The 26,488-nt window shown below is 53.7% G+C and carries 29 protein-coding genes and 1 pseudogene; 14 read left to right on the forward strand and 16 right to left on the reverse strand.

The features are described 5' to 3' along the window. From MW898_RS24690 to MW898_RS24710, 5 genes and pseudogenes are all read right to left on the reverse strand, one after another. Positions 1-788: pseudogene (locus tag MW898_RS24690) on the reverse strand (type B DNA-directed DNA polymerase); the annotation flags it as partial. A gap of 17 nt (positions 789-805) precedes the next feature. After that, on the reverse strand, positions 806-1,078 hold the full coding sequence (locus tag MW898_RS24695) for a DUF8156 family protein (protein WP_248910962.1): 273 nt from the start codon (positions 1,076-1,078) through the stop codon (positions 806-808). Continuing rightward, positions 1,065-1,265, reverse strand: a complete 201-nt coding sequence (locus MW898_RS24700; protein WP_248910963.1) for a hypothetical protein — start codon at positions 1,263-1,265, stop codon at positions 1,065-1,067. The genes MW898_RS24695 and MW898_RS24700 overlap by 14 nt, the downstream gene beginning before the upstream one ends. A 540-nt stretch (positions 1,266-1,805) precedes the next feature. Continuing rightward, on the reverse strand, positions 1,806-3,416 hold the full coding sequence (locus MW898_RS24705) for a hypothetical protein (RefSeq protein WP_248910964.1): 1,611 nt from the start codon (positions 3,414-3,416) through the stop codon (positions 1,806-1,808). Then, entirely contained in the window at positions 3,413-4,192 is a 780-nt protein-coding gene (locus MW898_RS24710) for an ABC transporter ATP-binding protein (RefSeq protein WP_248910965.1), read from the reverse strand. Before MW898_RS24710 ends, MW898_RS24705 begins: the two co-directional genes overlap by 4 nt. 953 nt (positions 4,193-5,145) lie before the next feature. Here MW898_RS24710 and MW898_RS24715 point away from each other — a divergent pair. Both MW898_RS24715 and MW898_RS24720 read left to right on the forward strand, forming a co-directional pair. Next, positions 5,146-6,375 carry an orc1/cdc6 family replication initiation protein gene (locus tag MW898_RS24715; protein WP_248910966.1) on the forward strand — a complete coding sequence of 410 codons (1,230 nt, stop codon included), beginning with the start codon at positions 5,146-5,148 and terminating at the stop codon, positions 6,373-6,375. Positions 6,376-6,793: 418 nt separating this feature from the next. After that, on the forward strand, positions 6,794-7,465 hold the full coding sequence (locus MW898_RS24720) for an SdpI family protein (RefSeq protein WP_248910967.1): 672 nt from the start codon (positions 6,794-6,796) through the stop codon (positions 7,463-7,465). A 460-nt stretch (positions 7,466-7,925) separates the two neighbouring features. Here MW898_RS24720 and MW898_RS24725 read toward each other — a convergent pair whose 3' ends face one another. Beyond that, entirely contained in the window at positions 7,926-8,501 is a 576-nt protein-coding gene (locus MW898_RS24725) for a dihydrofolate reductase family protein (RefSeq protein ID WP_248910968.1), read from the reverse strand. A gap of 510 nt (positions 8,502-9,011) precedes the next feature. Here MW898_RS24725 and MW898_RS24730 point away from each other — a divergent pair. Both MW898_RS24730 and MW898_RS24735 read left to right on the forward strand, forming a co-directional pair. Further along, positions 9,012-9,983, forward strand: a complete 972-nt coding sequence (locus tag MW898_RS24730; protein WP_248910969.1) for a DUF3558 domain-containing protein — start codon at positions 9,012-9,014, stop codon at positions 9,981-9,983. Between the two features lie 300 nt (positions 9,984-10,283). Continuing rightward, positions 10,284-11,123 (forward strand): hypothetical protein, encoded by an 840-nt coding sequence (locus MW898_RS24735; RefSeq protein WP_248910970.1) that lies wholly within the window; start codon positions 10,284-10,286, stop codon positions 11,121-11,123. Here the strand turns inward: MW898_RS24735 and MW898_RS24740 are convergent. After that, positions 11,101-12,516 carry an ATP-binding protein gene (locus MW898_RS24740; RefSeq protein WP_248910971.1) on the reverse strand — a complete coding sequence of 472 codons (1,416 nt, stop codon included), beginning with the start codon at positions 12,514-12,516 and terminating at the stop codon, positions 11,101-11,103. The genes MW898_RS24735 and MW898_RS24740 overlap by 23 nt on opposite strands. Positions 12,517-12,601: 85 nt before the next feature. On the opposite strand from MW898_RS24740, the gene MW898_RS26550 reads away from it, so the two are divergent. Together MW898_RS26550 and MW898_RS24745 are read left to right on the forward strand one after the other, a co-directional pair. Continuing rightward, positions 12,602-12,769, forward strand: a complete 168-nt coding sequence (locus MW898_RS26550) for a DUF7563 family protein (protein ID WP_444881628.1) — start codon at positions 12,602-12,604, stop codon at positions 12,767-12,769. After that, the gene (locus MW898_RS24745) at positions 12,723-12,938 is read left to right on the forward strand and encodes a hypothetical protein (RefSeq protein WP_248910972.1); all 216 of its coding nucleotides are present in this window, start codon (positions 12,723-12,725) and stop codon (positions 12,936-12,938) included. The genes MW898_RS26550 and MW898_RS24745 overlap by 47 nt, the downstream gene beginning before the upstream one ends. A 20-nt stretch (positions 12,939-12,958) precedes the next feature. Here the strand turns inward: MW898_RS24745 and MW898_RS24750 are convergent, their stop codons facing one another. From MW898_RS24750 to MW898_RS24780, 7 genes are all read right to left on the reverse strand, one after another. Then, positions 12,959-13,471: a VOC family protein gene (locus MW898_RS24750; protein WP_248910973.1), complete on the reverse strand. Its 513-nt coding sequence runs from the start codon at positions 13,469-13,471 to the stop codon at positions 12,959-12,961. Between the two features lie 47 nt (positions 13,472-13,518). Further along, the gene (locus MW898_RS24755; RefSeq protein WP_248910974.1) at positions 13,519-13,719 is read right to left on the reverse strand and encodes a hypothetical protein; all 201 of its coding nucleotides are present in this window, start codon (positions 13,717-13,719) and stop codon (positions 13,519-13,521) included. Positions 13,720-13,890: 171 nt separating this feature from the next. After that, positions 13,891-15,840, reverse strand: coding sequence for a copper resistance CopC/CopD family protein (locus tag MW898_RS24760; RefSeq protein WP_248910975.1), 1,950 nt, complete (start codon positions 15,838-15,840; stop codon positions 13,891-13,893). Positions 15,841-15,861: 21 nt separating this feature from the next. After that, positions 15,862-17,100 (reverse strand): YncE family protein, encoded by a 1,239-nt coding sequence (locus MW898_RS24765; protein ID WP_248910976.1) that lies wholly within the window; start codon positions 17,098-17,100, stop codon positions 15,862-15,864. A 253-nt stretch (positions 17,101-17,353) separates the two neighbouring features. Beyond that, a complete protein-coding gene (locus tag MW898_RS24770; RefSeq protein WP_248910977.1) occupies positions 17,354-17,551 on the reverse strand; it encodes a vWA domain-containing protein in 198 nt (65 codons plus the stop codon). A gap of 125 nt (positions 17,552-17,676) precedes the next feature. Beyond that, positions 17,677-17,823 (reverse strand): hypothetical protein, encoded by a 147-nt coding sequence (locus MW898_RS24775; protein WP_248910978.1) that lies wholly within the window; start codon positions 17,821-17,823, stop codon positions 17,677-17,679. Positions 17,824-18,027: 204 nt separating this feature from the next. Then, positions 18,028-18,654, reverse strand: coding sequence for a DUF3324 domain-containing protein (locus MW898_RS24780; RefSeq protein ID WP_248910979.1), 627 nt, complete (start codon positions 18,652-18,654; stop codon positions 18,028-18,030). Between the two features lie 55 nt (positions 18,655-18,709). Between MW898_RS24780 and MW898_RS24785 the strand changes: the two genes are divergently transcribed. The 7 genes from MW898_RS24785 (at position 18,710) to MW898_RS24815 (ending at position 23,918) form a co-directional block, all read left to right on the forward strand. Then, complete coding sequence (locus MW898_RS24785; protein ID WP_248910980.1) at positions 18,710-19,288, forward strand: hypothetical protein; 579 nt, start codon at positions 18,710-18,712, stop codon at positions 19,286-19,288. A gap of 308 nt (positions 19,289-19,596) precedes the next feature. Then, on the forward strand, positions 19,597-20,097 hold the full coding sequence (locus MW898_RS24790) for a hypothetical protein (RefSeq protein ID WP_248910981.1): 501 nt from the start codon (positions 19,597-19,599) through the stop codon (positions 20,095-20,097). Between the two features lie 534 nt (positions 20,098-20,631). Further along, entirely contained in the window at positions 20,632-21,597 is a 966-nt protein-coding gene (locus tag MW898_RS24795; RefSeq protein WP_248910982.1) for a DoxX-like family protein, read from the forward strand. Continuing rightward, on the forward strand, positions 21,594-22,265 hold the full coding sequence (locus tag MW898_RS24800; protein WP_248910983.1) for a DUF4166 domain-containing protein: 672 nt from the start codon (positions 21,594-21,596) through the stop codon (positions 22,263-22,265). The genes MW898_RS24795 and MW898_RS24800 overlap by 4 nt, the downstream gene beginning before the upstream one ends. Beyond that, entirely contained in the window at positions 22,262-22,441 is a 180-nt protein-coding gene (locus MW898_RS24805) for a hypothetical protein (protein ID WP_248910984.1), read from the forward strand. The genes MW898_RS24800 and MW898_RS24805 overlap by 4 nt, the downstream gene beginning before the upstream one ends. 942 nt (positions 22,442-23,383) lie before the next feature. After that, positions 23,384-23,641, forward strand: a complete 258-nt coding sequence (locus MW898_RS24810) for a ribbon-helix-helix domain-containing protein (RefSeq protein ID WP_248910985.1) — start codon at positions 23,384-23,386, stop codon at positions 23,639-23,641. Beyond that, positions 23,634-23,918 carry a type II toxin-antitoxin system RelE family toxin gene (locus MW898_RS24815; protein ID WP_248910986.1) on the forward strand — a complete coding sequence of 95 codons (285 nt, stop codon included), beginning with the start codon at positions 23,634-23,636 and terminating at the stop codon, positions 23,916-23,918. The genes MW898_RS24810 and MW898_RS24815 overlap by 8 nt, the downstream gene beginning before the upstream one ends. Positions 23,919-24,308: 390 nt before the next feature. Here MW898_RS24815 and MW898_RS24820 read toward each other — a convergent pair whose 3' ends face one another. Both MW898_RS24820 and MW898_RS24825 read right to left on the reverse strand, forming a co-directional pair. Next, positions 24,309-24,923 carry a hypothetical protein gene (locus MW898_RS24820; RefSeq protein WP_248910987.1) on the reverse strand — a complete coding sequence of 205 codons (615 nt, stop codon included), beginning with the start codon at positions 24,921-24,923 and terminating at the stop codon, positions 24,309-24,311. A 312-nt stretch (positions 24,924-25,235) separates the two neighbouring features. After that, positions 25,236-25,439, reverse strand: coding sequence for a hypothetical protein (locus MW898_RS24825; RefSeq protein WP_248910988.1), 204 nt, complete (start codon positions 25,437-25,439; stop codon positions 25,236-25,238). A gap of 753 nt (positions 25,440-26,192) precedes the next feature. Between MW898_RS24825 and MW898_RS24830 the strand changes: the two genes are divergently transcribed. Then, on the forward strand, positions 26,193-26,387 hold the full coding sequence (locus MW898_RS24830; protein WP_248910989.1) for a hypothetical protein: 195 nt from the start codon (positions 26,193-26,195) through the stop codon (positions 26,385-26,387). The last annotated feature ends 101 nt before the right edge of the window (positions 26,388-26,488 follow it).

Genomic DNA, 26,488 nt, shown 5'->3' on the forward strand with positions numbered 1-26,488 from the left:
AGATCGAGACATCCCGCGAGATTCGTCTGATTCCACAGAAACGTATTCGACCGATCAATGATAACACGGCCAGTAACGTTGTAGCGTGCCGGTGAATGTCCAACCTGTCCATAGCTCTCGTACGTCGATTTGCCCGCAAGCTGCTGCCAGCCGGGGAGTCGGCCGAGCTCAAATTCCATATCGAGACGCTCTGCTTGCCGGTAGAGCGCCGGGATGAGGTCGCTCGTGTTTAGCATGAGCACGTCCGGATCAGTACGTGCAAGCCGATCAGCAATCGTTTCGAGCACTGCTCTCCCGCTCCCCGAGACGTGCTCGTCGTCGATCGTACATGCGGTAATGGTACCACTAGCGAGATCCGTTTCCACGACGGAGAGCTGGAGACACGTAAGATTGCGCTGAGGAACCGGCTTCACATCGGTTTCGAGACAATAGCGAAATTCACGGGAGAGATCGACGTTGTAGCAACGATACGTCCCCGGATCACCCCATTGGCGAACGATTCGGGCGATGCCTGTAACCGCATCCAAATCGACGACATCCACCTGAAGGACAGATTCGGGGTCATGACGGAATGATACGCGTTCCTCGACGACGCTCACGTGTGCGACGTCAGGGTGATCACCGAGCACGGACCGAACCTCGGCCAGTGAGCCATTCGCATGACCGGAAACGTAGAGCGTGGGCGTATAGGCGTCATCGATCGTGTACACTGCGCCATCGTCGGTGAGTGACCACCGGAGCACGTCGCCATCGTGGTAGTCTATTTTGTAGATGGTCGGCTCACTCATGTGTGTTGATCGTCGCTTTACGTATCGGGGTTCAGATCGGTTTCGAGGTGATCAAGCCGGTCGTCCAAATCATCGATTAGCAGCTGTTGTTCCAGCACAATGGACAGGAGGACGGTCTCTTCGATCGATGGATGGTTCTGCATCCCGCCTGCATCAGCGTGTGCCCGAGCGTGTTCGAACAGCCGGTCGAACGCCGCTTGGTCATCACGCCGGAGTGTCCGCCGATAGGCTGCCCACCGTTCCTCCATTGCCTGCACGAGATCGCGATACGTCCGGTTAGTTCGCCCCATGCGTGCTCACCTCTGGTGTTATAGTGAGTGGTGGGCGGTGAGTCGTGAGCACGCGCTGCCAATACGTCAGCACCGTCTGAACGGGGGCGAGCAAGTGCAACTCTCCGATCGAGTGGCTGTCTCCTTGACGGAAGATGAATTCTAGACCAAGCGTCGATCGTTCCGGTTGCGTTGGTTGTTCCATCATCACATGCTGACTAGTCACGACTGACTGCCATAGCCACGACCGAGTCGATTCCAAAAATTCCGAAACGAGGAATCAACGTAGACAGCACGTCTGGGTGTGATGTTTTTCGTCGGCGTGACTGAAGCGATGTTGGGATACCGTCATGGACGATGGTGATCGCATCGCAATTGCAGTTCCACTGATCAGCCTGTCGTGGGACGTTTCTGCGGCAACTGCTAGCGATATGTGCCTCCCCTGTTGTCACAGTAACAATCAGTTGGAGTACTAGTGTTCCGATACCGGATTCCGATAGTCCTCACTATGCTCGCGCTTGGTGGATCGTAAGACGTTCGTCGAACGGACATTTCCCGAAAGCGTGTCAATTTCGGTGGCATCGTGATGCGATTAATCCTTATGTAACAAAGTGGTCGAACACACCAGCAACTGTTACACAAGGCTCAAATGGACACAGTCGGCGCCCAATAGGCAGATATCAGCGTGCCTTTACCACGAAAGTACCGAAAACGGAGCGTTCGCGGCAATCAGGACAGGTATGGTCGCTCAATCCAGTGTGTGGCGCCGATAACGCCGAATCGCGTATCGATACGACCAGTATGACACGCCCACTGTCAGCAGGAGATACACGCCGAATCCGACACTGAACACAGCTGTTACGACGAGGTGGCCGGTGAGTGCGTACCATGTCATGAGTAGTCCGATAACTGTGCCGCCACCGACCACAAACTGATAGACCATCATCACGAGTGTCGACGGTACGACTGTCTCGGTTCCCCAAAACTCACGCTCTTCGTAGATAGGGTACGCCGATCCGAGTCCGACTGCGAAGTGGGCTGCGGCGAGACACATCCCGATGCCGACCGCTGCGAACGCAAGCCCGGACAACGGAGTCGTCCCAAGGAGTACCGAAATGAGTGGGACGAGCACTGCAACAGGTACTCCGACCGCACAGCCCGCGAGTAGCCGGCCTCGAATGATGGTTCGAGGCTCCGTTTCAGTGAGCAGGAGGAGGGGCAGCTGCGGCTGATCGTCACCGAGCGGATTCAGTCCAAAGGTCGCACCAGCAAGGTACGTCCCGAGCCCGACACCGATTCCGGCAACGAGTGGTCCGAGCGCGTCACCCGACGCCGACACGACGGTCGGGCCGAGCGGACCGATAAAAAACAAGATCATCACGAGGTGACTGAGTTCCTGCGGTTGTCGGACACCGCGGACAAGGAATCCCCAAGCGATTCGTCCAGATCTTGTCCATACGAATGGCCGCGGCGCGGTGAATCCACCAGTTGATATTTTCGTCCCTTGTGTTCCGTCACGACTTTCGACATCGGTGAACCAGAGTTTTGACGCCTGCCGTGCTGCGATGACGAGCCCAACGGGTGTGAGTGTAACCAGCGCTGTAAGAATTCCCAATGCATATGCCGATATTGGCTGTGCGAGTGGCGTCCCAACGAAGGCGAGAGCGATGTAGTCAGCGAGGGGTGCGAACGTAAGCGACGAGAGAAACGCCTGTATCGATAGGCCCTCCTCAGCGATGAAGTGACCGACGAACTGGGATGCCACGATGAGGCCAAGCATCGCGAGAACCCACCCTACTTTTAGAGCCCGATGGATGCCGGGCAGTCGCCGCAGAACACGGAGGACACCGATACCGCAGGCATACCCCCAGACAGCGGCCCAACAAATCAGAGGAAGCGTCACAATCCCAGTTGTTATGAGAAATGATGGAGACCCGAGCCCAAGTGTGAACGCGGCAGCGAACGCTACTAGCGGGACACCGAACCACGCCGCTAACCGACCAACCTCCGCACCAATGAGGCCGACGACAATAGCTCGTGGGTGAACACTCATCAAGAGGAGATCCTCGGCTTCGATGCTGCCGATGCGTTCGAGCGTTCGGAATGTTGCCAGAAACACGAGCATGACAGGTACCGCAGTTGCGCCAACGCCGAAGAACGGAATCGAAGCGACAGAGCGCGCAGTTCGGCCGATGGCGTACGCAGTTGGGAGCGCAAAGAAGAGATTCGCGCCGAAGAACAAGACGACAACACCGAGACCAATGAGTCGGCGTTCGTCTTGGATGGCTCTTCGAACACTACGGGTGAACTCGGCACGCCCGATACGCACGCCGATACACACGTCTCGCTGCAGACTCATTCTGTCTCAGCAGCCGCAGCTATTTCGCTCCCACTAGTGAGAGCGAGGAAGGCATCTTCGAGCGAGTCGCTTTCCCCGGTTTCCACGCGGGATGTCACCCCTGCAGGCGTTCCTTCGGTGACCAGTTTCCCATCGAACAAAACACCGAGCTCGTCGGCGACAGCCTCGACGACCGGGAGAATATGCGTCGAGAGAAAGACGGTCATTCCTGACTCGGCGAAGTCCGTGATCGCTTCACGGATACGGCGTGCAGCACGTGGATCAAGTCCCGATGTCGGTTCGTCCAAAAAGAGGACATCTGGGTCGTGCAGAACGCTCTGGATGAATGCAGCTTTCTGCTGCATCCCCTTCGAGTACGTACTGATGCGTTTGTCAGCATCGTCGGCAAGATCGAGTCGTTCGAGGTACTCATCGATGCGCTCGGTGGCTGTCTCTGTCGGAATTTCGCGGAGGTCTGCAACGTAGTCGAGGTGTTCGCGGGCGCTGAACTCCTCGTACAGCGGCGGGGTCTCCGGGAGGTAACCGACGTGCGAGGCGATCGCCCGTCGGTCATCGACGGGAGTGCCACAGACGCGGGCAGTACCAGCTGTTGGCTGTGTAAGTCCGGTCAGGAGACGCATCGTGGTTGTCTTCCCCGCGCCGTTCGGCCCGAGAAATCCGTATACCGTTCCCGTCGAAATCGAGAGCGACATATCATCGAGCGCAACTTCTGAGCCATACGTCTTCCGGAGATTCGTCGCATCAATGGCAGCGACATCTCGGTCTGTGGAGGGCATATATCAATGAATTTTCAGAGGATACTGCCTAACAGTTTCGGACTTGAGTCGGGAAGTTGTGTATATGAGATCTATTAGATAGTGTTTATTCGATCTCCTCCACCCGGAAGTACCACATTGTAGTTGAGCAACGGTCAGCTTGTCCTTAACTCCAGAACGCTGAATCTACATGCGATCGTTCATCCACCGAATTTCGGCCAGAAGACGAATCCACGAGTAACTTTATGGGAAACTGATACCCTCCGTGATGTCCGGAGCTTGTTTCAATTCCCGTCGGACACCCTCCACCATGTCCGAAGCTTTTCAGGGGACAGTGGTTCGGTCATTAATCCAAAAACCGATCAAACGGAGATCCGGTACATCCGAAGCTCGACGATCGAACCACTCCCAATACCCTCACCGGGCGGAGTTTGACGAGCAGTAGCTTAGTCAACAGACGGTGGCCACTCACAATCAGTATCTTTGGGTAGGGTGACGTGTCGATCCACTCTCTGCTCTTAGGCGACTGATTTCCTCTAAGAACCATCTTCCCGATTGTCAAGGTTTTCCCGCTTGGATTTCGGGGGAGTCCCCCTCCACTACGTCCGGAGCTTTCCCGAAAGAGTGGCTGACGAGACGATGGAAGATCACGGTAGAGACGAAAACCACCACACAGAACGACGATACTCAAAGTAAGGCAACAATGCCTAGATAAGTGACTATTGTTTGTCACTTTTTCTTTGGAACTACTACGGGTATGGTTGTCTGTGTTAAGACTTAGTTCTTTCTCTTATCTAGTATTGGTTTTGCCAACCTTCTACAGGAACAACGGGAAGCATCGGTCAGAGTGGAGGGGGTGTGTACTTAAATGAAACAAGCTCCGGACGCAGAGGTATATAAAACCGATTCGCTTGGGACGCATCGGATGCTCCGGACAGGTGGGTTTTAAGAGACTTGCGTGAGAGTGCCCGACCATGGGGATGTTCGAACGGACCGCGTCAGTATTCGACGACGCGATGGTCCTTGATGAAGAATACCAACCCGACAAAATCCGCGAACGGGACGAAGAACTCGAACAGTACCGCCAAGCCCTCCAACCCATCATTGACAACCGTCCGTTATCCAACATCTTCGTCTACGGGAAGACAGGAACTGGCAAGACCGTTGCGACCCGGTATATGATCGACCATCTTCAGGAAGACGCAGAACACTACGACGATGTCGCCCTCTCGATCACCTGGGTCGGATGTGAAAACCTCTCCTCGTCATATCAGGTGGCTGTTGCACTCGTGAACGAGCTTCGCTCCTCAGACCATCAGATTAGCACGACTGGTCACAGCCAACAGGCGGTTTTCAACATGCTCTACACCGAGCTCGACAAGATCGGCGGAACGGTCCTCATCGTGCTGGACGAGATCGACAACATCGGATCCGACGACGACATCCTCTATGGCCTTCCTCGGGCACGGGCGAACGGATATATCGAGGATGCCCGCCCGCTCGTTATCGGGATCTCAAACGACTTTCAGTTCAAAGAAAATCTCTCACCCAAAGTTCGTGATACACTGTGTGAAGCAGAAATTCTATTCCCACCCTACGATGCTACCGAACTCAATAGCATCCTCTATCCACGTGCTGAAAAAGCGTTTTACGACGATGTACTTGCGGACGACGTCGTTCCACTGTGTTCGGCATTTGCCGCTCAGGATACTGGCAGCGCTCGACAGGCACTCCGTCTTCTCTACCTTGCCGGAAAACGAGTCGCTGATAACGGCGAAACGAACGTCACCGGGGACCACGTTCGAGGAGCGAAAGAGGAGTTACACCAGTCTAAGGTTATCGAAGGAATGCAGAAGCTCACCACTCAGGGACACGCTGTGTTACTGACGCTAGCGAGCCATACAGCGAACAGTGAGACACCGGTGCGAACCCGAGACCTTTATGATCGCTACAAGACAGTTACCGAGAAAATCGACGCAGACACGATCGTTGAACGCCGTGTCCGGGCCCATCTCTCTGATTTGACAATGCTTGGACTCGTTACAGTCCATGAACGAAATGAGGGATTGAATGCTGGTCGATACCATGAATACGAACTTTCGGTACAGCTCGACAGTGTACTTGAGGTCCTTTCCGAAGAACAACGATTCGATGACATCGTAGAGATCGTCAAACAGCAAGTCCATGGTATGGACAGAACGTGAACATACTCGTCTTTCTATAGTTCGATTGAACCATGCTTGAAATAACAATCGAGAGGCTGACTCGCTCGATAGCTTCGGACGGGATGGAGGGTCTCCCGGCTTCCTTACCGTGTAGATGGATAAATTGAGTAACGTAGGTGGTGAGGATGCCATCTCTGAGGAGACCGGATCTGACGATGAAACCGCTGTGTCCGTTGCTCATTGATTTGCCGAAGATCAACGGATAAGTCTCTGTCTCCCTCGAAAGCTTCGGACAGGGTGGAGGGTCTTATACGGATTCACGCCTCTTTCATTTGAACAGGGAGTTGGAGCATGGCCTTGATTTGTGTTTGTACCTTCTGTACGATCGACGTTCTCCCCTCTATGGATACCACGCTATGCCCATCAGTTCATCTGGGTGTGAGTCGTATCATCTACTATGAACACTATCCACCGGTTCACGTTGGCAGTGGGATTTGTCGTACTCTCGGGTGTCTTGAGTCTCCTCGCTGCTCCGTCACTTCCTGCCGAGCTCATCACGAACTGGAATGCAGCCGGTGAGCCAAACGGAACGATGCCGAAACTACTCGTACTCTGGTTATTTCCCGGTCTAGCGGCAGGGATTCTCGTCGTGTTCGCCCTTATCCCACGGATCGATCCGCTTCGAGAGAACATCGCTGAGTTCCGGGCATACTACGACTGGTTCGTCGTCATCTTCACGGGATACATGTTCTCCGTTCACGCCGGAACCGTCGCGTTCAATCTCGGCTACGAATTCGACTTCACGGTCTTGATCTTGATCGCAATGGCTGGCCTGTTCTACTACGTCGGTGTCCTCCTCACACATGCTGAACAAAATTGGTTTGTGGGCATTCGGACGCCGTGGACGCTCAGCAATGAGGAAGTCTGGGAACGAACGCACGCGCTCGGAGGACGACTGTTCAAACTCACCGCAGTACTCACACTGATTGGGTTGTTGTTTGGCGACGATGCACTCTACTTTCTCCTCGTTCCGACGCTTCTAACAGTTGGCCTCACGATCGTCTACTCGTACTACCTGTACGAACGAATTGAGCGAGGATCAGATACCGCCTCCGGGTCGAATATATGAGACGCTGACTCTCGGTGGCTATCACTCTCCTCGTTCGATTACTATCCCATAATGATCAGAGAAAACGGCAGCTCTCTGAACACCGAGCTGATTTGGCCTTATGTAACAATCAGTCTTTGAATAAGGGCAATTTGTTACCTAAGGCAATAGTGAAAATGCCCGAGACTTCTGTAATATGATGGACTTCTTTTCCAAGCGCAATTTTGATTATCCTGGGAGTTTGCAAATTATGATATCGAACATTTTCCAAAAATGGCCGACTCTGCCGATGTTGTCAGTGTTCTCGTCGCGCTTGAATTCGTTGTGATGTCCTTAGTATTACTTCTCTTGGGGCCCATCGACAAGGTGTTCTCAGTCATTCCGCTTTTCGTAGTCTTCCTAATCGCTCTTTTGCTGTACCATATGTGAGTCAGTCAAATCTCAGTCGATATCAAGAAGAGAAAGATGAGGGATGCATCAACTAGTCCTCACTAACCTGTTGTACCTCATACGTTAGAACTGCAAAAACATCGCCATACTGTTGCACGTTAGCCAGTTTCAGAGGTGGAGCAGTAATCTTGCGTGGTAATAGTGGCGCACCTGAAGCGAGCGTAACAGGAGCAACGCTGAGGATAATTTCATCGAGGAGTGCATGATCATAGAATTGTCCGATAAGATCACCACCACCGACAAGCCAGATGTTCTTGCCGTCAGCGGCCGTTGCCATCTCCGCATGGACAGGCGCAACATCCCCTTGCGCAAAATGAATGTTCGCACCATCGACTATTGGTAATTCTCGACTGCTAAACACCCAAACTGGAACCTCATACGGCCAATTGTCCGGGTTCTCCAGTAAATTTTCATGTTCGATCATCCACTCGTATGTCGTCGAGCCCATGGCCGCAGCGCCAACCTGTTCTATGAACTGCGCCTGGTCGTCCTCCATCCCCTCGATCGCTCCGAACTGAAAGAGCCAGTCGAGTGAGTTATCTTCATCAGCGAGATACCCGTCGATACTCGTTGCTGTGTAGTATTGGGTTTTCATCCGTTCAACCACCGCTGAAGAAGCATTCTGACGGTATAAGTGTTGCACACGACTATCCTATCATACGCCATCTTCTACCCGTGGCTTCTATTTCGAACCACCGTACGTGTACAGTGGGATGGCATGGATAACAGCAGACAGCGGACTACCGACAATACTACCCTGAAAAGTGTTTGTTGCCGAGAATATCAAACAGAGGCACAAATTCTTAGGAAATATACAGTCAGAATGACAGTTGACCCGTTCTTTGGCGTATCGGGACTTTGTTTTCCTGTTTTCAGTCCGATAGTGATTAGGATTCGGTCCATAGAGTCCGCTAGTTGCACATCTGTAGTTCGGTTTCAAAATCACAAATCGCTTCAAGAGATTCGTGACTGACTGTCGTCAGCAGAACTGACCGCTTGGAAATGGACTACAGAGCCTCAGTAGCACGATATACCGAGATCGAGGTAACGCTTGTTTACAGAGAAGGTATTGTCTTCTGGCCAGAATGTTCATCACGGCACGCTAGCATCGTCATGTATGAGTCGGCGCGTACCCCTGTCGCTTGGTCTTGTCTGTCTGCTCGTACTGGCTGGCTGCAGCGGGTTCGGCGGATCGTTGAGGACGTCGCCCTCGCCCACCATCTCACCAGCTGACGTCCCAACTGATCGGACACCAACGACGCCACAGAACCAACTTGCACCAGGCGTACTTCCGTCTGGTGTCTACAATGCGAGCGCACTCGCTGCTGCCCACAACCGGACCCTTACGAACACTTCGTTCACAATACGTACAAACGTGACGGTGACCTCTCCCAACGGCACAGTCGTTACCTCATATCGGTCTGTCTCACGCATCAATACCACTCGACCGAGACGGGACGTCGGACAAACCCGATATCGAACCGCGCCAGTCTACGTGCAGGGGGTTCCCCCGGTCACTACTGAAACGTGGGCGGGCCCAAACGTCTCGCTGCAACGGTATACGTTCGCCAACAACACCACCGCGATTGAAGAACGTCACTGGCAAGCTAACACGGGTGCAGCATTCATCGAGACCAGCTTCAGAGACGCCCAGTCAACGGTACAGCGCGTTGGAGAACGTAACGGGACAGTGCTGTACCGCATCACTGCTCCCATCTCGCCAAAGACATCTGTGCCGCTAATAGATAATGACACAGTCAATTCTTCCCAAACACTGCTCGTTGACGAACACGGTCTCGTTCATAATCAACAGCTACAGTACTCAATTAGGGTGTCACGGAATTCGTCTAAGGAATCGGATACAACGATGCTCACCCGGCACATAAATTCCAGCTTCCTGAAGATCGGTACGTCGTCGGTCGAACAACCTGCTTGGGTGAAACAATGGAATTCGACGAACGAGACATCAACCAATTCACGCCTCGAGAGCATCATCTTCTATCGATTCCCATCCTCGTCCGTGTCGATTTCGGGGAGCAGTGACTCGGGATTGAGCGTCGCTAACGCGAAGCGACCTCGTCAGACGTGATCATCTGGTGGCTCGGATCGATCTCCGACACTAAGCCAGAGAATGCCAGTACCGTCCGAAAGGCACACGTCTGAAACCACTCGGTCAGACTGGCTAGATTATGAAACCATCGCCCTATTACAACATTCAACAGCAGATGTTATCTGTCAGTTAAATTTTTACCCCATTTTCTTCGAGTACAATTATGAATATTATCCAGTGCGATGTTCAAGGTACCGTCCGTTGGTCCGTGCTTCGTCAGACTCGCGATTGGCGAACATTCATCTCACGACGAGCGACCACATGTCTGAGGTGGTATTGATGCCGTCATTCATTAGCCGGCTTGCAGACGGGTGGAACGGCATGAAAGCGCATCTCCCGCTTGCGCTTGTGCCAGTGATTACGGCAGTACTCAATACGGATGCGATCACCAATGCACTCGCCGTTGATGGGTGGTACGTTGGCTTACGGCTCGGGTTGCCTGCCACAATCGTTGATCTCTGGCAGTTCGTGAGCGTTCCTACTAACGGTATGAATATCGGTCTAATAGGCCCCGACACATTTCCTCTTGTGCTCTTTGTACTGCCGTTCGCCCTTGTTATCCGTGCCGGGTTGGCCGCTGGGTATTTCGGAAGCATTCATGATGCCCTCGAAACCAGTTCGTATGCCTTCGTGGCGAATAGCCGTCGATACTTCGTTCCATTCTTGCTGTACACGCTTATCTCGATCCTTTTCTTGCTTCCACTCGTTCTGTTGGGAGGGGACGAGACGTCTGGAGTACTCGGATTAATTGTCGTCGTTCTGCTCCCCATCAGTTTCGGTCTCATGTATCTCTTCTATGCGACACCATACCTCATCGTCCTCAGAGAGACCGATCTCGTGACAGCACTTCAAGCCTCCTCTACGCTCGCTCTCACTGGTGGCCCCTATCTGCATTTCGCAGTCGGATTTGCGGCATTCGTTTTCCTTAGTTCAGTACTTGTCACTGTTATTGTCGTGAATCTCGGTTCCGTTGGTATTGCGATTGGTGTAGTCACCGTGGCCCCTATCGGACTCACAGCCAATATGACCGCGATGCGGTTCATCGCCGACATTGATCCCGAATCGCCATCACTCGGAGCATGGAGCGTAGATACTGCTACTTCCGATGGCTCGTCGTGAGGCCAGCGACGATCTCATCCGGCGTGAATAGCGTAACCGCATCACGCCTTTCCGCAAGTTGTTTGAGATCCTCCGAGAATCCGGAGCGACAGAAACAGCAGTAGTGATACGTGGGATCACTATCATCAGGTGGTGTCCACTCGATGGTAGCTGCTGTCCGCTCAAGCCGTGCAAGATCGCCTTCGGTCATATGACGAGATGTGTACTTACACTCGCCAGCGACGATTGTGCCATCGTCAGCGAGTCCAACGACATCCAATTCATGCTGTTTGTGCCACCAGTATCCAATTCCATGGTAGGTTTTCGGAATAAGCTGTGGGAGCGCACGTTGACAGGCGCTCTCAAAGAGTGCGCCCATGTAGTCGGTGAATTCCGGAGCAACGAGTTGTTCGTACGCCGTTTCACCGAGTTGAGCGATCTTGCCTTCTTGGCCGTAGACGAAGCGAAACCAAAACCGAAAGAGTGGTTCACTCAACCGATAGCGACTTTTCCGAGTGGCATTCGGATTCTCGGTGACTGGGATATCACGGACGACAAGGCGGAGCCGCCGAAGCTTCGTCAGATACGATCCGAGACTGTTTGAGTCAACTCCGGCAAAGCCTGCGATTTCATTTGCTTCGCGTTTCCCCTGCGCGAGGGCCCGAAGAATGGTGTAGTAGGTCTGTGGCTCGCGAATGCCAAACTCCGTTCGTACGAGAAACTCGGGTTCGTTATGTAACACACCGTGTTCCGAGAGAATGAGCGACTGGATGTTCTCGGCTAACGAGTCTGTCCGATCGATTGCACGGAGGTAATAGGGCGTCCCGCCGAAGACGCCCCACGACTGTAGAATCGTATCCGCATCATCAGCCGGATAGAAGTGGACAGCATCACCAACCTGAAGTGGTGGAAGATCGATCGAATGAGTTCGGCGTCCGTAGAGTGGACTGCCGCCTCCGAGAACCTTCTCCTCCATAATACTGATCGACGATCCGACGAGAACGAGTGTCATCGACGTCTCCTCTAAGTCAGTGTCCCAGACACGTTGAATCTTCGAAGGAAGCGCGTCATCTGATTGGATGAGGTACGGAAACTCGTCAAGGATAACTACCGCGTCTTCTCGCCCAAGCGCTCGCAGGAGTGGCTCCCAGTCGTGGCGAATATCCACGACGTGTGGATACGTTTCGCTAGCTGCGGTCACAAAATCCGCGAGTTGCACGTCCGGCGTTTCCTCAGTCGCCTGCCAGTAGACCGCATCATCACGATTACGGATAGACTCACGCACGAGTGCGCTCTTGCCCAGTCGGCGGCGGCCATACATCACGATACAGTCTGCTCGGTTGCGTTCGTAGCGAGAGCGAAGCTCGTCGAGGTGATTTTCGCGATTGACGAACGTCCAGTCGGTGTTGACCATATAGTGATCTACACACGCATCAGATAAAGTGTACCCGATAGCAAAATCGTGATTTTACTAATTACGATTTTACTAATTACGATTTTTGAGCTGGCTCGCTCCCGAACCGACCTGTGAGTCATTCGTCTCGGAAGCATATGCACGCGTCTTCACACCGACGGGACTGAAGCGTCCCCGGGTCTGCCCGCATTGTCCAGACAAACTCCGTGACGGCGCAGAGATCCGACACGCGCGCGCGCCGCGCACGAACTGAGGGTGCACTTCGAGCTGTCGGAAATCGTCGGACGCACGCCACCGTTGAGATCACTGCTAAGAAAGATCGCTATTTCCACGATGCGCTTTCGGTCGTCAAACAGGGTCGTCCAACTGCGGCTCCGAACCCCGCACTGCACGAATGGGCGGTGATATATCTGGCAGCCTAAGAGTGATCAGGTCTGCGTCGTCAGTCGTGCTCGGGCCTGAATGACCACGAGGACGCAGGACCGTACAGTCGATCGTCGGTCTCATCAGCATACGGCATCCGATCGGGTGCTTCGAGGAGTTCGAGATACAACCCCCATTCCACCCGACAGAAGACGTACGTGAGACTCTCTGTCGGTCCGTCATCATTTGTCTGAGGAGCATCAAGCACCGTGGCGTCGTCACGGCCAGCCAATCGGTCCACTGCCGTGTCGATCTCTTCGACGTGGAGTCTGAGATGCATCCCCCCGAGATCGGAGTTCTTTGTTGGGGTCTCGTCTTTATCAGGCGCGTCCCATTCGAACAGTTCGAAATTCGTCGTCGGACCGCATCGCAACATCGCAAGGGACGCCGTTGTGTCCGGGTGCACGTCGAGACAACGTTCCATCGAGTCACCATCAGAATCGCCGAATGGGTCTTTTCGGTACAGTTCTTCACAGTCGAGGACATCGACGAAGAACGCAACGGCGTCGAGGTCCGGAACGGTCAGCCCCATGTGATGAACGTTGCGTGCCGTCAACGGGTGGCTGGATGTCGGTCGTGTTACGCTGGTCGGTCGCCGTTGTTGTTCTCTCTGTTATCGACACTATTCTCACCCGTCCGAATCAGTTCGACTGCATCTTGTGCGAAGATACTCACGAATGGCAAATCGAACTCGGATCGGATCGATCGGCAGATCCGGACAGAGCGTCGTTTTGCGCGGAACGCTCGCCCCGAGTCGTAGCCAGAATCATCGAGCGTCACATCGCATTCCGAGAGCGCAAATTCGTGCGCTTGGCGTGCTGTGAGACGGTTCTCAACTCGCTATTCGCAAAAGCGGCTCACGCTCCGCCAACACGTCTATCCGTTCTGTCTCAAAGTGAAGATGACGACTGTGTACTGCCTGAATTAATGATGTGAACAGTATGCAGGATGTCAATCATCTCTTCGCCTTGCAATGGTCCCCATGGTTTCGTAACCAACGGCTACTGTCCCAGCAATTGCGACACCCAGTGCACCGAATCGTAAGAATCTCGTGAAGTCGGATCCCGTCGGTTGCTGTTGATGCTGAGTGTGGTCCATCTGATCGGTACTACTGTTGGTCGAAGAGACGTTGATCGTATGATGGTCGCTCACGTACGTCCCATTGATCCAAGTATTGACTCGGAGTTCCCACGTGCCGTTCCGTGGGATCATTCCTACTGTCGAATACATACCATGACCGGTCCGATTGAGCTCCATCTGCGGCAATGATGTGTCCTGTTCTGATTGCTGCAATAGAATCGTTACCGGTTCGTCAGCGGAGACTCGCTCACCGTCCTGCGTGAGTTGAATGTCGAAGACGTTAGGGCCCACCTGTCCTGGGACTACTCGTAGCGTGGCTGTTACATTGTTCGTGACCGACTCGTAGACGATCTCGTTCGTCGACTCGTCTTGGTCGATCGCATTCGCTGCCGTCGGAATCGATGTTATTACACCGGAGAGCAGCACGACGACGACTAAAATGACCAGTTCGATTCGTACGGCGCGGACGAATGTCTGGACGACCTCACAGGCCGAGGAAGTACTGTGAAAGCCCGGAGTCGGTAACGGTACGAACATCGCTCGGACGATGCTACGATCCTCGTGTCGGTGCTTTGGTGTGCGCAGACGTCGATGGAGAATGAATCGATTGAATCCGCCCAGTCCGATTGCGACGAGGACAAGAGCAACTTTAACTGAGAGCGTACTTCCATAACGCGTCGCGCTCAGTGAGTTCACGGTCGGGACGTGCCAGGCCGCGATTGTGAGCCCGGTTGCAACCGATATCGTCACTCCCGCGGTTGCCAGAACTGTGAAGCGACGAATGAGCTGCGCCGCTAGCTGAGCTACATCGTCACTCACACGATGCAGGAGAGTCGGAACGACCATCGCCAGAACGACGAGCCCGCCTATCCAGAGTGCAGCACCGAGCAAGTGAGCGAAATCAGCGACAATCCCCACGACTCCGTCAGTCACGGCTGCCGAATGGCTCGTCCAACTAACCGTCGCTTGCATGAGGAGGCCGCCAGCGACAACTGCTCCGAGCCAGTCGCGGGTCGAGAGCCGCTCGTTCTGCACCATACCGAACACCGTAACGAGCCCGAGGAATATCGCCACGCCGGTTTGGACAAGCCATGCGTGACCTAGGGCTGTCGAGGCAAACTGCTGGAGTACGTCGATGGACAGCGATTCCGTTGCCGTCATTCGAATGACGGCGAGCGCAGTCGTCGACAGGAGTACTGCGAGAATCCCGCCCCCGACGAGATAACGAGTCTTCCGATCGATAGCCGCGGTGTCGACGTTTCGTTTCCGGGCGAGCGGGTACACCGCAAATCCGAGCGTCAGTGGAGCCCCTACAAGGACAATCAATGCTCCGAGTAATCCCGTTCTGAACACGGGCTCGATGGGGTTTACTGACGGGTCGTCATCATCCCTCGCATAGGTGCTCAGGAGTTGCTCACGTGTCGGCAGTTCATCGCCGACAGCGAAGAAAAACGATCCGCTCGTCGTATGACCGTCTGCTGCCAACACTTCCCACTTCACGATGTACGTCCCATTCTCGACACCGTCGAGTGGGACGTGGACAACTGACTGATCATTGGAATCGACACGGAAACCGTCGTCAACGCGGTCACCGCTGGCAGACTCGACCGAAATCTCCGCCTGTTGGACGCCTTCCGTATACTGGAGCGTGAGTTCATCCGGCGTCTCTGCGATTTGCTCGCCGTTGCCGGGTGTGGACTCGGCAAGGCTCGCATGGGCGCTCACGATCGGGACGGAGACCAGCCCGATCACGACGGCAACGAGGACCACAGTCCCAAAGATGCGTTGACCGGCGATACGACGAGGGAGACGAAGCGTCATTGAACCGTAAGATAGAGAGAGTTACTTGAAGCTCCCAACATACGCCACCTTCTCGGTACCCTCAGCCACCTCGACCTTTTTGTGAAGTTCGCGTGCCGACGCATCGACGATCGAGACGACGTTGTCGCCTGACGCCGGGGTAACGAACCAATCGTCGGCTGTGAGGCCACTTCGGTGGAGAAACGGTGCGTCTTCCGGACGATGGATGTCTCCTACCTCGACTGTATCGACGACTTCCAGTTGGTCGAAGTCCACGACGGCGGCCTTGGAGTTCTGCGTGTTCGCCGTAAAGCCGTAGACGGTGTCACCCTCTTCGTGAAAGAAAATCTTATCCGATCCTCCCTCAACCGAAATCTCTGCGACGAACTCTCCCTGTTCGGCGTCGAGGACGCTCACACCCTGCTCTTCGTGGACCCACACGACGTACTTGTCGTTCGGGGTGTTGAAGATTTGCCCCACTAAGTCGTAATGTGTCTCGACGGATCCCTTATCAGGGTTTACAACGGCCGTTCGCGCGTCGCCAGTACCCTCTACGTAGAGGCGGTTACTCACTGGGTTGTACTTCTCGGCGTGCGTCCCGCCTTCATTGTGGGTTTCGATGAAACCGGTGTTCTCTTTCGCTTCCAGGTCGATGACGTGAATACCGGGATCGTTCGTATTCGTTGCGTAACCCGTGGTACCGAGCTGCTCGTGATATGCCAATTTCCCGTGAGCAGTGTTCTCCTGAGCGGCGATGACCTTATCTATCACTGACAGATCGGTCATGTCGATGATGTAGAAGGCCCCTTCTTCGTCCGAGTGCGTCCAGACTTCGTTGTTGAGCGGCTGGTAGATGTGAGCCGGATCCGGACCGACATCAAGGCGCGTCTCGATTTGCTGCTCTTCAGTGTTGATTACAATGACCTGCGCATTGGTCCCATCGTTGACAAAGAGCCGCCGGTTGTCCGGACGCAGGAGGGGATCACCCCAGCCAGTGTCATCGAGGTCCTCGGTGATTTCGGCGACTACCTCGGCGTTCTGTGGTTCGATGATCGATATTCGACCGGAAGAGAATGAGTAAATAACATTCTCCATCGTGCCATTGTTTTGTTGTTCGGTGGACGTCACGTTCTCATCAGTCGAAGTGTTTTCCGTTGATGTTTGGCCCTGATCCTGTCCGAGGTCATCGTCTGATTGGCCAGAACACCCTGCAAGGCTAACGATTGTTGCAGCAGTTGCTGTCGTGATAAACGTCCGACGAGAAATTCGATTCGCTGCCATTGATGTCGTTCGACTCAATACGGGGTGTTTAAGTAGGCATTCTGGTCCAATAGCCGAATCGTACAGCCGAATCTCTAGCGTTTTTTCCACTATTCGAGTGGCGGATTGGAACTGATATTCCAGATAAGTGGTGAGGTGCGTGTGGAGAATCGAGGCGTTCCTTCGTAGTAGGGTTGGTTGGTGAGCACTGTAACACTCGCTTCGGTCGATCGTGTCCTAATGGACTGAGAGTTCGACCAATCTGGTATCGCGCTCAGAAGCCGTACAATCCGCGGAAGACGGCCTGAACTGCCGCCGAGAGCCCGCTCGGTTCGAGTTCGTCGAGTCGGTAGTAGCTCGCACTCATCTCGTCGGCCAATCGCCGAACGTGACCCATCCGAACCGGCCCCGTCTCCGCGTCGAAACAGATGACAGGAACGTCCTCGTTCCTGATTCGCGTCGTCTGATTCATGGCTGCCTGGATGGGCGATGTCTCAACACGGACGTAGTTCGACCGGCCGTCGGTGACGAGGACGAGGAGCGTCGTTCGCCCGCTCTGTCAAATGTGAGGGATCGTTTACGTGGACGGCGTCCGAATCATCCTCGATCGTGAAGTACTGCTGTGATCTGCATTCCAGCCACGGTGAACGGGATGTCATCGTCGTCGAGTGACCCCGCTTGCGGAATGGACGCCGCTGCTTGGTCACCAGAAACAGACCACCCCCAACCGACGACAATGCCCACTGTCTCACGGAGTTAGTCGATGGCTGACGACACAGCGTCCTGGAGCTCAAGACAGTCCTGGATGCACTCGGTGATCCCGAGTGCCGGGCTCTCTATGTAATCCCAACAAAACCATGCGAGTTTCGTCTAGACATCTTATCTGCCCATCATCACGTGCCATAAGAACATAATAAATTATTGAGGGTCAGGTGCCATTATCAAATATCAGGGGCAGTTATCGCCATCCTGATTCTGGTCAGTCGAATCAGTGTCACCGGACTCATCGGATGGTGCTGATTTCTCACCATCTTCCTCGGTGTCCGTTTCCTCGCTGGTATCTTCGGAGTCATCGGAGTCGGTCTCGTCAGTACCGGAGTCGTCCTGAGATTCATCGTTCCCTGGTTCGGTCTCTTCGAGTTCGTCCGATTCCGGGGAATAGAGAACGAGGGAGAGATACGCATCCTCTCCATCGATCGTGACCTCTTTTTCCTTGGTACGCCAGGTTTCGTCGTTAATTTCGCTTGTTCCCGAGGCGGTGTACGTCCCATTCTCGAGTTCGAATTCCGCTTGAATACGAGCAGGATCACCGTTGAGAGGTATTGTGGTCTTTGTTTGCTCGCCGACAGTCACCTCTCCACTGACAATCCCAGCGTTACTCGAATCAATGAGAGCAACGGTGAGAGTGTGAGTCTCAGAATCGTCTCCAGTAGCGTCTGTTTCATTCGTATCACCCCCCTGAACGATTCCCGTTGCTCCGCTACTGGCTCCGATAGCTGAGATAGCGAGACCCGTTTTGAGAATGCTTCGCCGCGTGACACTCGGTTCTGCGTCGTCGGTACGGTTCGATAACATATATTACACACATGGCTACCAGCGACTTAGGCCACCACTCACGATATTAGGTCTTTTGGCGGGGGTTTCAGAGGGAGGAGTCTCTAAAAAATATCCTATGGATGATATGATTGGTTTTTATAATACCTCCACGATGGCTTCTATGATGGATTCATTTGAGACGACTAATGGATACGTACGAATTATTGATGATACAATTCAGATAGAAAGTAACTTCTCCTCTAGCATTCGTCGACTATTCAGACAGAGTAAAATCGTGTTTATCATTACGTTTGGTCCGATCGTCTGGGCACTCATCTCACTCGTGATTGACCATTGGTTGTTTCCGGCTAGTCTTGGATGGTTCATTCTCCTCATTTTTTTCATCTCGCTATTTTTCGCACTAAGTATCATCAAGCTAACAGTCATGCTTCCAACAGGAATAACGAATGCTAAGCAGATCTCGGTTAATAGCGTTGATACTGTTGTATTTTCGGACAAACGACTCCGTCCTACACAGGTCACTATCCACTATGACGATGGTGATGGTACAAAAAAGCGGCAGCTCAAATTATCGTGGGGATATACCAACGGAGAGATTGAAGCGAGTCGTCGTGTCTTTGAGGTCCACGGTATTGACACAGATCGTACGTAATAATCCATTTCTATTGGAATATACCAACGCCGTCCCTTGTTACGCTCATGCTCCGATTAGGACCGCTTCTTGGCGCAATTAGTCTTGTGACACTCGCTGGATTCCTCTTCCTCGCTACTGAGAGTCGATAAACGAAATATGTCTATTGGATTATTTGACCGTATCTCGCTGCTCCTACCGAGGAGAACAGCATCGATTCGATGAGTATTGCTGCGCTGTGAACGATTCGAACAATCTCACAATTCTTCACTCCATCTCAAGTACAAGATACATATAGGACTGTTTAGAAAACCAACTACTCGTGATCCATGAGATCCATTGAGGTTGGGGCAGGTGTAGTGACGATTACAGACGAGACCATACAGCTTGATCTTGGGCTATTCGGTGGGATAAAACGGTTTCATGAACAAAGTAAATACATCATCCCAATCCTTATAATCGCAACAATATCGACAGTACATGAAGCAGTGTTTGGTTCATCACCGCTCCGTGAGTTCTCACAATTTGCCATCATTCTTGGTATTTTGACCTTCACATTCTATACGCTCGATCGTCTCCTGCCGAGGATTTGGAACAATATCGGGTTGGCAACGGAACTCCGCCGCACGGACGTCAAGCAGGTCGAGTATACGGCTGGCGGGCGACTGCTCCCCCGAAGACTGCGGATTATTGTTGATGACGGCAAGACAACAGGCGTTCGGCTGGTCTCGTTATCCTACCGGCAGCTTGGAGAGCAGCAATTGGCGGATGCAAAACAGGCCTTCGAGGACGCCGGGATCACCATCGTTCCGGCTCCAGAAGAGAACTAGCGGTCTCTCGTACGACCGCCAACGACTGGGACACTGTGTGTGGATCTCGATTTTGAACAGTCAGAGGGCTCGATCTTCGAACCAGTGTCGGAGATTCAGCAGTCTCAGACATGAACGACCGTTTCAGAACGGTGGATCTCTGAAACATCCATAAGAGATGATATGATATTCCAATAGCCAAATTACGCCTTAGGTGACAATCAGCCCTTTCTCAGGGAAACGGTGGTAACCAAGGTCGGCAGTTGGGGACCATCCCTCACTGCACCCATCGAAGAGAATATTGTTGATTCGATAAGCACCACTGCGCTGTGAACACCTGGGTCGATTCGTCATGCATAGTCCTATGTGGAATTTAGACCACTAATTTACTCTATCAGCTATCGAGTATGAGAAAACCTCTTGACTGACTTTAGCATACCGCGAATAGCAAACGCAGGGGCGCTTGCCGGACTTTTATTTTTATTGGCTACATAGCATCAGTCAATAGAATTACACCTCATGCCCAGCAACGACGCGATATATGTCGAGATTCCTATGGATGCGTCCATCCAAGAGGTATGGGAGCCGACGCAGAACCCCAACCTTCACCAGCGATGGGACCTTCGCTTCTCCGAGATTGAGTACCTCCCACGCGACTCCGGAGAGTCTCAGCAATTCACCTACTCTACTGGTATTGGCGCGTTCGCTGTCGAGGGGGTCGGTGAGTCCGTCGCGGATGCGACTCCTACCGATCACGAACCCACCTCCGCACTCCAATTTTGGAGCGACGATCCGAAGTCACTCATCGAACATGGACGGGGGTACTGGCGATACGTACCTAGTGAAGAAGAGCTTCGATTCATCACCGAATACAATTACGACACTCGGTTCGGCGTACTCGGCCGCTTGGTCGACCGTCTCGCCTTCCGACCGCTCATCGGTTGGGCAACAGCATGGGGCTTCGACGCGCTTCGGCTGTGGGTCGAGGACGACCTCCCGCCCGAGGTCACGACCCGAAACGCCGCAATTCACGCACTCTCCCGGGTCACGCTCGCGTTCGTCTGGATTTTCCTTGGTCTCGTCCCGAAGCTCTTGGTCAGGCATCCAACCGAGCGCGCGCTCACGGCGGCGACTGTCCCAGCCAGTCTCGTTGATCCGGCGCTGACCGCCCTCGGTAGTGCAGAGATCGGGTTCGGTCTCTTCTTGTTACTGTCGTGGCGGTGGCGCTGGCCACTGGTACTCTCGGCGATCCTGCCACCAGTTCTCACCTTCGGTGCGCTCGCTGCAAGACCGGGAGTCTTCGTTGGTCCGTTCAGTCCGCTCGTTTCTACCCTTGCGCTGATGGTACTGGCGCTAACGGGCTATCTTGCTGGTGCGGCGATGCCGACCGCGCGCAACTGCTTGAGAACACGTCCCCAGCGGGAGTCCCGCGACAACCGAGAAACGACCGAGGAGAATGGGCCAGCCGCGATCGAAGAGTCGAATATCGGAGAGACGACGGGAGCGGAACCGACTGAATGACCTCAGTCTACGAGCGAGCGCTTGGCAAGGACTTCGAGCATCTTCATCCCCGGCTCCGCGAACGCTACGGCTTCGACAGCACCGACAGGATGATCTGTGTCGGGACAGGCCGTATGGAGCGGATCGATAACAACGCGCTTGCCCGCCCTGTACTGACGGTACTTGCCCCTAGGGACCTCCCATTTCCTGAAACTGGGCAGGACATTCCGCTTACTATCCGTACTTACGCAGTTGAGAACCGTAGCCGCGAAGAGATTGTCTTTCGTCGATCCTTCGACGTACGGGATGACTCGCCACGCCGGTTCGACGCGCGGATGAGTTACGACCCGGGCCGCGAGTGCATCGTCGACGCACTCGGCCGCGGCGGACGACTCGTTTCTGAACTGCACCCGTCGGTCACTGACGGCGGCGGACTGTACATCGGTTCAGGCCGTCAGTACGTTCGCACTCCCGCGGGTACCATCCGCATCCCCGAGCCGCTCCGTGCTGAAGTCGGTGTCTACGAACGATACGACGAGGGCGCAGAGCGGTTCCGCATCCGGGTAACCGTTACTAATCGGCTACTTGGGTTCGTCTTCGGCTACGCAGGCCACTTTACGATTGAGTGGAGAGACTGCGCATCCGTTCCAACAGCTGTTCGCCACGTGGGTGGTGGGAGCATACCGTGACCACGCTGTTTGAGCGGGCCCCCGGTAATGAGTGGTCAGATCTCCATTCGGCAATCCGCGAGCGGCACGACCTAATATTCGAGTATTACGAGTTATTCGACCTCGGCGAAAACAGGGTGACGAACGCGACATCCCACGTGCTCAAGCGAGTTCCGCTCGCGGGAAAGAGTGGATGACTGAGTTTCCTATGTGATCTATTCGGCCACACCTATCTGGGGAGGGGACAACAATGCACCAGGAACGGATTCTCCCTTTGAATATCCTCAGGCCATCAATTATGAGGGAACGGCGTATGACTATGGTCTTGACGAGACTAAATATGCAGATAATGTTGACGTGTTCCGATTCAACGGCTACGTAGCGGTGCCTGACACGACCGGTACTTCGTATACTGTGGAAGACTTGTAAAGACGTATCTGTCACTACTAGCAGACTCGGACCGGTTGGTCCTCTGCTAGTTCACGTCGCGAACGTTCTCTTACCGTAAGGATTCGGGAGTGAGCAATCACGTAGTCAGGAGTTCGGAACGATAGTCTGTATGCGTGAGACGCGCGGCTATCCGTGGCAGACGTCTATCCACGGGGGCTGTCGTATATTCTGATACAACCGACATTCTGATGGCAATTGGCGGGTGGTGGCACCGAAAACGACCGTTCTGAGGGATTGGATGAGATCAAAGTGGTGGTCAGTGTCCGACTTGACAGGAGTCTCAGACATTCCATGAACCACGTAGCGGTCCCTATGAGTGGATGAATAGTCGTCCCTGCGAGGACGGCATCCAAAAGTGATCATCTCTTGCTCACCGTAGCGTGAGAACGATCCTCTGAGTGAGATGCCGCCACACACTGGCAAAGTGAGGGTGACCACGTTCATGAGGGGTCGTGTGATGGCGGCCTACTAACTTGCAACTCGATTAATCGTCGCCCAATCGGCAACAAGCGACGGCCACCAACGGGGGTGCAAAAGTCGTTCGGGAACATGTAAGCCTGATTTGATCACGATCGTAGCGATCTATCACTCTCGGTCGGGAGGAGTCGCCCCGACCAAGGAGGCCCTCTGCTGCTCGCTGCTGCACTCTGAACACCATCTTTATTGTACCGCATGCGTAATACAAGCGTATGGCAAAAGCTGATACAGACACCGAGAACATCAACATTCGCCTTACAGCCAAACTCCTTGAGGATCTTGACGACACCTGGCAGGATCGGGGATTCAATAGTCGATCGGAGTTCATTCGGCAGGCGATCCGGGACTCCGTCCACCAGACGCAACTCTCACCAGCAGCACTCCAAGCGCTCCTCGAAAGCAGCCAGCAAGCCCGCCGCGGCGAGTTTGTCTCAAGCGACGAGATTCGCGAGGAGTTCCTGAATGAATGATGCGGAGGACTGGGACTATCGGCTGACGCCACGCGCTCGGGATGATCTCCGTGCCCTTGATGCCGACATCGCTGAGCGTATCGTCCACAAACTTGACGATGTCGTCTCCTCGGAATTTCGCGCCCCGCCGGACTGGCTCGAACCACTTCAGGGGACTGAATACCAGAAACTCGTCATCGGCGATTATCGCACCCTCTTACTCGTGCGCTACATTGAGCACATGCTTGAGGTCCACCACGTGGGAGACCGGCGCAACATCTACGATCGCGTGCTGTGAGAACAACGTCCTCGCACTCACTAGTAGATTAGTCACATTTGAGACCTTTCCCTGCGGTTCCTTTCCAGTATTGTGGAAGGAATCCGATCCTCGACGAATCGGCGCGAATTGCGAATATTTCCCAGAAACAGGCCTTATAGAATCTATTTGATTGCAAAGTCGGGTTATGGATCTCGGAACAATCAAATCGATTGTGCGCTGTCTCTCGGTTCCTCAGAGAAAATGTCTCCCGAAGAATGTTACCAAGAACGTACTTCACAAGATACTCTGAAGAGAGTAGGAACGCCGAACAGCGACAACACAACCGCCACGATCGCGAGAAGAACAAAGACGGATCCCACTCGGATAAGCAATCCTCATGCCACTGACTGGTGAGTGTGTAGAGGTTTGTCACACGTCATAGCTCGATTGTTCTCTTATCTCTTGCCAGGTCGAGATCGTGGTTTCGAATGCACTTGCCCAAAGGATGAACGCACAACCGACACCAACAATCGTCTCTCTGAGAGCAACAGACCCCCCCGCGTTGAGGGTTACGTGAACGGGCAGTCCGAGTGAGATCACCCCAACAAGGCACATTGCACCGCCAATCGCTACGAACCGATGCGCATCGAACGCGTGGACGAGTCCGAAGAAATGGAGTCCGACAATAATTGCTATAACCGATATGAGAGCGTCCTCACCACCGATCGTTCTCAAAATGACACCCGCAATCGGAAACGCAAGCACCATGAGCAGGACCGAGATTCCGTAGGCACGGGTCCGAAATGGATTGGCTATGTTCTCGCTGTCTGCCAATGGAAGCCGTCTCGCAAGACGGACGAAGCCGAAAGCGATGGCGAACAATGTAAGAGAAATAATACAAATAAGACCAAGCCCCAGAAGTTCGAACGGTGGTGGCAAGCCAGCGGTACCAGTGAATCCCCAGAACAACCCGAAGATAGCGGCAATGATAGTGGTGAACGCTATTCCCCGAACGGATTGGGATGACGGGGTGACGGTCGGCATGAGTATGACAGTACCATCAGACCTGTGATAAACTTTAATGGGAAAGTGATACTATCTGTAAGCAATGGCGTGCCATCGCCACCGTGCTCGTGATCGTACTGATACTCGGTGGCTTTTTTCTACTCAGTCGACGAGTGACACAAGGAAATTAGAATAGAAAAATACCAAGTAGCGAGAACACAGCGCTTAGCACTGCAAGGACGCCGAGGGCGAGACAGCCCCGTATCAGTAACTCGGTTATCGTAGGCTAGTGGTGAGATTCTGACCTTCCGTCAAGATTATCGAATCACGTCGCAAACGGAGGCCTGTAAGTTAGTGGCGTTTTACCTGAATTGCCCCCATCGCGGCTCCGATCAAAATGCCGTAGATGATTCCGAGTCCCACATCACCCATTACCGCGCCGATTGCGACGCCAACCGCCACCCCGATTCCCATCCATAGTCCCGTCGACGTTATGTCAGTCTCATTATCTCCGGCAACAGGCACGTCTCCGCCGTCTTCCGAGTGGCGTGTCATGTTACGTAATGGGCCGCTACGGAGAAATGACTGCCGTCCTCTGTGAGCAACGGCTAGTTCGAGCGAACGAGATCACGCATCGTCATCAGCACTAAGTCGCCACCAGACAGCCCGTCTGGCGATCTCTCGGCTGGTGATTCGGCCATCCTCGGCCAGACGCTCCAACGTTCGATGCGCTATTGAGGCCGAGTAATCGACCTCGCGGACAACCCGATCGCGACTGCGGTGATCTGACAGAGAGGATCACCCGACAAAGCTTATGCCGCTCCGGCGGGCACGAGCATTTGGTTGTCCGTTCACGGGACTGGACAACAAGTGGATAGATGGTTCTCATCCACTCAATAGCACACAACCGGTTTCGATGCCCATTCTGAATCACCGGGTATCACTCATCCACTCCACCCGATTGCGCGAGGAATCGAACACGCACATTGCCAATGAACTGGCTACGCACACGGGCTGTCATTGGTGGCAATTGCACTACGTGCGTGCTCGAGCGCAATCGGTGATTTCGCATACATCAATAGAGGGCACGGCTACCGAAAGCATTTATTCACGTTGATCTACGTCTACCCAGTCACTTCCTTGGCAGAGAGCACGTGGAGAAGGTCCGTGGCAATACCCACTCTTTACCATCAGATCAACCCTCAATATTCTCCCGAATATATTAAATTCCGATTCCAGAATGCATACAGAAAATTCACGCGCCAGTAGATCTCTGGGTTTATTTTACTAAACGTCCAAAGACAGCACGTGTCTGACGAAGAAGCCGGCCAGATAGATTCGAATAAGATGGCTCTAGGGATTGCGTTCGGACCGCTACTCGGATTTGCTCTCGGGCTTGCACTGAATAACATTGGGATAGGTATTGCGGTTGGTATGGGTCTTGGTACTGCGGTTGGTATGGGTCTCGGTACCATTCTCGGTGTAGTGTGGGGCCTAACGTAGTGAACGACCACGCGTGAACTTGGACAGTTAATATTCTCGTATACGAACTCCGCGTTGCGTCGATCATCGTACCACATCCGGCACCGTCGCTGAAATGCGCG

Source organism: Halocatena marina, assembly GCF_023276375.1.
GTDB classification, from domain to species: domain Archaea; phylum Halobacteriota; class Halobacteria; order Halobacteriales; family Haloarculaceae; genus Halocatena; species Halocatena marina.